At 54.5% G+C, this 6,047-nt stretch carries 3 protein-coding genes and 3 pseudogenes; all 6 read right to left on the bottom strand.

All coding sequences use genetic code 11. The features are described from left to right. Positions 1 to 98: 98 nt before the first annotated feature. Positions 99 to 1,106, bottom strand: a pseudogene (gene wcaM / locus F9C28_RS19535) (colanic acid biosynthesis protein WcaM); the annotation flags it as partial. Positions 1,107 to 1,158: 52 nt separating this feature from the next. Then, complete coding sequence (wcaL, locus tag F9C28_RS19530; protein WP_199016916.1) at positions 1,159 to 2,379, bottom strand: colanic acid biosynthesis glycosyltransferase WcaL; 1,221 nt, start codon at positions 2,377 to 2,379, stop codon at positions 1,159 to 1,161. Then, positions 2,376 to 3,656 (bottom strand): colanic acid biosynthesis pyruvyl transferase WcaK, encoded by a 1,281-nt coding sequence (gene wcaK, locus F9C28_RS19525; RefSeq protein WP_134411594.1) that lies wholly within the window; start codon positions 3,654 to 3,656, stop codon positions 2,376 to 2,378. The genes wcaL and wcaK overlap by 4 nt, the downstream gene beginning before the upstream one ends. Positions 3,657 to 3,737: 81 nt before the next feature. Beyond that, complete coding sequence (locus F9C28_RS19520; protein ID WP_134411593.1) at positions 3,738 to 5,216, bottom strand: MOP flippase family protein; 1,479 nt, start codon at positions 5,214 to 5,216, stop codon at positions 3,738 to 3,740. Next, positions 5,216 to 5,962 (bottom strand): annotated as a pseudogene (locus F9C28_RS19515) (undecaprenyl-phosphate glucose phosphotransferase); the annotation flags it as partial. The pseudogene F9C28_RS19515 and the gene F9C28_RS19520, both read right to left, overlap by 1 nt. Further along, positions 5,956 to 6,047: pseudogene (locus F9C28_RS19510) on the bottom strand (IS5/IS1182 family transposase); the annotation flags it as partial. The pseudogenes F9C28_RS19515 and F9C28_RS19510, both read right to left, overlap by 7 nt.

The raw sequence follows: 6,047 nt of genomic DNA, 5'->3' as shown, positions 1-6,047 counted from the left end.
GAACTTTTGCTTTGTCACAGGATGTCGCTACAGGGTCAGGAGTGTGGTGATCTGATCCTAATTTCGGCTAAAAGTTCGATTTATTCAACAAAGCCCCGGACATCACTCAGGGTAAAGTTTTGCGGGATGGATAAATAATTGCCTTTTACCACGCCGTAACCGATAAGCATGCCGGCGCTGTTCACCATATCCACATTGGTTATCAGAAAATTATCACTGCCATAAATAGCAATGGTGGCGTTATCAATACCGGCATTCTGGCTAAAGGTATGGCTGATGTTATTCGCTTTAATATTGCGAATAACGAAATGTTTCCCATTCTCAACATGGACTAATTGGCGGCAATTACTGCCGGTAATATTGGCGACCACAAAACGCTTTACGGTCTGGCCTTCAGGATAGCTATTATCATAGGTGCTCCCCGCCAGCCCAATGCCTATCCCCCAGTTGATCTTGCCGTTCGTACAATTGATATTGTCGATAACATGATCAGAGATAACCAGGTCGCTGTCATTGATGGCCACATTCCACTCAACCGCATCGCCCTGCAGGTCGGTAAACCGCCCGTTGGTAATGCGCACGCCAGTCATTTTATTGTGGAACCCCTGGCGAAGAATGGCGTAGTTAGCGTGATGAATATGGAGCTTATCCAGGGTCAGGTTGCGCATTTCCGCCGGAGCGTTCGGGCCGATAAAAATCTGCGCCACCGGACCAAAACCGGTCATCTCCAGACCGCTGATGGTGCAATCAGAGCCCCGCACATCCAGCACCAGATTATGGCAATGGCCCCCGCTCTGGCCCAGCACCTGGCTGTGGTCCTGCAAAATAAAACCGCCCTTGCCTTCCCCTTTAATTTCCCCGGCGACCTGGAGTGTTTTCCCGGCGGGGATGGTCACCATACTGTTAAACCCATCGCACACCAGCCCGGCAGGCACCGATACCACACTGGCGGCGCTGAATGCGCGGTTAAACGCATCGGGCCAGTCCGTCTGGTGGTACTGCTGGACATTCACCGCCCCCGCGCCCGCCGCCCGGGCTATACCCTGCATAAAGGGGACCGTGGCGAACACCGCGCCGGTCTGTAACAACCGGCGGCGGGACAACATCGGGTTAATATCAGACTCAGGTTTTAAGGTAGACATAGTTCCTCAGTTCCGTTTACAGCGCCTGCAGCAGGTTCGCCAGGCGGCGATAAATCACCTGCTGATTAAATTCCTGCTCAACCTTCTGCCGCGCCTGCGTCAGCAACGGCGACAGTTCCGCTGCATCCACATGGCCAAACGCCTGTAAACGATCAGCCAGGGCGACAGCGTCATTCTCGGGCACCAGCCAGCCGGATTTTCCGGACTCAATCAGTTCCGGTATGCCGCTGTGCACCGTCGACACCACCGGGATCCCCACCGCCATGGCTTCCATTAACGCCACCGGGATCCCTTCCATATCGCCATCCGTGCCAGTGACGGAAGGCAATAAAAACAGATCGGCTTCATCCAGCATGGTCTTCACCACCTCGCTGGGACAAAAACCGCACATCTCCACCTGGTCGTCCAGCCCGAACTGCGTTATCAATGTCTTCAGGCGGCGCTCCCAGGGGCCGATGCCCAAAATCCGGTAGCGAAACGGAATGCCGCGGCTTTTCAGTAACTGGCACGCCTCTATCGCCACATGGAGCCCTTTTTTCTCTGTCAGGCGCGCCACAGAGATAATTTCCAGGGGCGAACCCGGCACCTTTAACGGCCTGCGGGAGAATTTATCCATATCCACCCCCATGCGCGATACCGCGATTTTTCCTTCCGGGCACCCCATGGACTGTAAACGGCTGGCCCAAAGCGCGCTGATGGGCAGCATTAAATCGCCCCGATTGAACAATTGTTGATATTCCGGCGTGTAGTGGGCCAGCACCTCGCGGTGCGACACATCCACCCCATGGAATACCGTGGCGATTTTGCCGCGAATCACGCCCAGTTCGCGTAATTTCGCCGCCGTTACCCCCGCCGGGCCAAAATGGGCGATAAACACATCGGCCTGCAGCGGGGTTGTCTGCCCGCCGCAAATGGCGGACAAAATCAGGTGACGGGCTTCATCGCCATAACGGGCCATATTCAGCGCCCGCCAGGTAGCGGGCCGACCCAGCCCTTTCAGGGTACGCAAGGCCCGATATTTCAGGCGGGCCTTCTTCCCTTCAGGCTCATCCAGCAGCCAGTGGGTTTTCGCCGCAAGGTTATACCGGGTAAACGCCCCATGGGTATGAGACATACCTCCTTTTGCCAGCGCGACAATTTCCACCTCATAACCCATGTCAATAAATGCCACGATCTGATTCAGCACAAAGGTTTCCGATGCCACCGGAAACTTGAGCAGAAAAAAACAGACCTTCATATTGCCTCCTGAATACGGTCAAGCACGGATCTCACCATAGCCATGCCCGCCGTTCGCTCCTCATTTACCGCCTGTGCCAGGCGAGGGTTAATGTGGTCCAGGTCGTGCAGGGTATCCGTCACCCGGTTGACCATGGAACCATCCAGCAACTGCCGGATATCCACCGCCATTTCAGGCATGCCCAGTTGCTGCATAATGCCGGCGGATTTGTGTTCATAATTAATGGCGATGGCCGGGGTACCAAAGTTCATGGAAATAATGGCGGAATGAAGACGGGTCCCCACCGTCAGGTCGCAGGCGGCCAGCAACTTGCCCATCTCCAGGTCATTCAGTTCATCCATCACCAGGTGATACTGGTCCGGCTGGCGGATAAGCTTACGCAGCCGCAGCGCCACCATGCGGTCATCTTTGTTGTAACTGTCAATGCCCGTACAGGTAGACAGCGCTACTACCTGATACCCCTCGTCAATCACCTGGTTCACCACGGAGGCGAAGGCTTCCTCATAGGCCGCCTGGGTGGTGCCCAGGCGCTGGTCGAAAGGCGCCAGCTCGCGCAGCGTAATCGCCACCGTGGGTTTCGCGGCAATCACATCCAGCCAGTGGCGCACCACATAACTGGGTTTGTATTGCGCATCCTGGTGGTCCACCAGCCAGGCCGTATCCACCCCGGACTCAACTTTCTGCGTATCAATGTGGCTTTTTTGCATCAGGTCCAGACTGACCGGCTCACGCAGGATCAATGCCTCGCAGTTACCAAACACATAATCCGCCACCTGGTTAAACTGCGGATCGCGAAACGGCCCCACGCTGTGGCCTATCATATAGACGGGCTTTTTCGCCATCATGCTGCACAGGGCATGTTCAAACTGCGGCACGCCGTACAGGTCCACATAGAACGACCCGCCCACGCCGATAATGGCGTCGTAGTGCTTAAGGGTTTCGACAAAATCCGTATACCCCCTGGGCAGTTTAATGTTGCGCATTCGCCCACGGTTACTGGCTTTCGCCAGCAGCACTTTGTGTTGATAACGACGACGCAGCACCTTCTTCACCCGTCCCAGAAGCCCGCTGGCATTGAGGAACTTCTTCATCTGCTTGTACAGGGGGTCGCTAAATACCGGGCGGTTCAGCAACCAGGCGGAACTGACCGGATATCGGCTCATCACATGTACATCAGCATCAGGTTCAAGAACGGTAATCGCATCGATAAGTCCACGCAAAATGGCGCTATCACCCCTGTTGCCACAGGTGTGGTTGCCAAGAATCAACAATTTCATAAAGACCTCTGAAAGGTATTTCCACAAAAAAAGCAGTCACGGAGCCTCCCTGCTCCGAAGAAATAAAGTCGGCAGGCGCCATTACCAGGCGCGCAATAATGTTTTCAGGCGGTCGTTACGGCAGAGCTGACGTTTAAGCTCCACCACAAGGCTATTACGGGAAATAACCAGCATGGCGACAAAGGCCGCGACACCGGCAATCACCTGGCTTGCAAAAACCACAGACAGCGGCGCATGGCCTTTCATGGCCAGACCCAGACACCAGCTCACAACCAGCGTGGGCAGCGACAAGTAGAACGGCAGCCACACACTCAGCATGTAGGCCCGATAACTGGGGCCAAGCACCGGTTTAATCATCACAAAATAGGTCAGGAACAGGTTCAGGATCTGGATAATCAGAAACGCGATGGTCACTCCCAGCGCACCGCCCAGTTCACCGCCGAGAATAATGCCGGGAATAAATAAGAAGGTTTTAAACACATTGAATTTAAAGCTGATATCGACCCGGGCTTTTGCCATCAGCAGTGAACCGATAGGGTTGCCGATGGCGCGCAGCACCCCGACAATGCTTAACAATTGCAGAATCGGGATAATAAAGTTCCATTTTTCCCCGAACACCAGGGGCACAAAGGTGCTGGAAACCGCCATTAACCCCAACAGTGCCGGGAAGTTGATTATCCCCACCACCGAGAGCAGCTTATAAAAGTTAACCCGCAGCTTGTCGATATCATCCTGAATTTTGGCGAACGCCGGAAACAGAACCCGGGTAATAATGGGGTTCAGCTTCATGGGCGGCACCACTGCCATGTTGTACGCCAGGTTGTATCCCCCGGCGACGCTGGCGCCAAGAATACGCGCCAGCACCAGAGTGGAGAGGTTGGTATTGATATAGTTCACCACACTGTCCGCCGTCAGCCAGGCCCCGAAACGCAGGTTAGCCGCCACGGATTTCAGCGAGAACTGCAACCCCGGATGGTAAATTTTCCGCCCGTAAAAACCGAACAGCACAGTGCGCACCGCGCTATTGACCAGATACCCCCAGATGGCGGTCATAGCGACAGGCCAGTAGTGAGCGCTGATTACCGTAAAGGTAAAACCGGACAACACGGACAGGGTTTCAATCACCCCTATCTTGTTAAACTCCAGCTCCTTTTGCATTAACGCGCGGAACTGCAAGCCGTGCGGGATAACCACAAACACAAACGCCAGCGTGCGAATAAGTGGTGCCAGGTCCGGGTTACGCAGCCCCCCGGCTATCACATTGCTCAGGCTGAACGCCAGCACACACACTACAACCCCAATCCCCACATTCAGCCAGTAAAGGGTGGTCAGCTCCAGCTGGCTGATTTCTTTGCGCTGAATAATGGAGTTGGCGATACCAAAGTCCGACAACATATCGGCAAGGGCGATAATCACCAGCGAGACAGTCAGCAGACCGAACTGGTGGCTGTCGAACATCCGCGCCAGCACGGTCATCTGCACCATCCCCAGACCAATAATGGTCAGGGTGGAGACTGCGGACCATTTCGCGCCGCTGATGGTTTTCTCTCTCAGGCTCATTAGTAGGCTGCCTTATTCACAAAACCTTTAAATATCGTGAGGAACACAATTTTGATGTCCAGCCAAAGACTCCATTCACGGATGTACTCCAGGTCAAACTCAACGCGTTTCTCCATTTTTTCCAGGGTATCGGTTTCGCCCCGCCAGCCATTGATTTGCGCCCAGCCGGTGATCCCGGGTTTCACTTTATGGCGCAGCATGTAGCCTTCAATCAGGCTGCGATACTGCTCGTTGTGCGCTACCGCATGGGGACGCGGGCCGACAATGGACATACCGCCGGTGAACACATTGATAAACTGGGGTAATTCATCCAGCGAGGTGCGGCGCAGGAAACTGCCCACGCGGGTAACTCGTGGGTCGCCTTTGGTGGCCTGGGTCACCACCTTGTCGTTTTCCATGACCCGCATTGAACGGAATTTCCAGACATTGATGGCCTTACCATCAATCCCATACCGGGTCTGGCGGAAAATCACCGGCCCGGGCGAGCTCAGTTTGACCGCCAGGGCGACGGCGCACAGCACCGGTGAAATCAACGCCAGGATTAATGACGACAGCACAATATCTTCAATGCGCTTGATCACCCGGTTGATCCCGCTCAGGGGAGTATCAATCACGGAAACGACAGGCACGCCATTCACTTCAATGGTGCGCGAATGCAGGATATTGAAAGTAAACACATCCGGGATAAGCATCACCGAGCAAGTGGTATCGGCCAGTTGATGAACCAGCGATTTAGAATCTATCCCAAAAGGATTTTATTCCAGACAATGATGCTGCAAGCAAAATGCAGCATCGCCTCGTAGTTTTCGACTTTCTTCTCCCATCGCGTCA

Source organism: Shimwellia pseudoproteus (genome assembly GCF_016415625.1).
Lineage (GTDB): Bacteria > Pseudomonadota > Gammaproteobacteria > Enterobacterales > Enterobacteriaceae > Shimwellia > Shimwellia pseudoproteus.
This window is presented reverse-complemented; position numbering and strand designations above follow the sequence as displayed.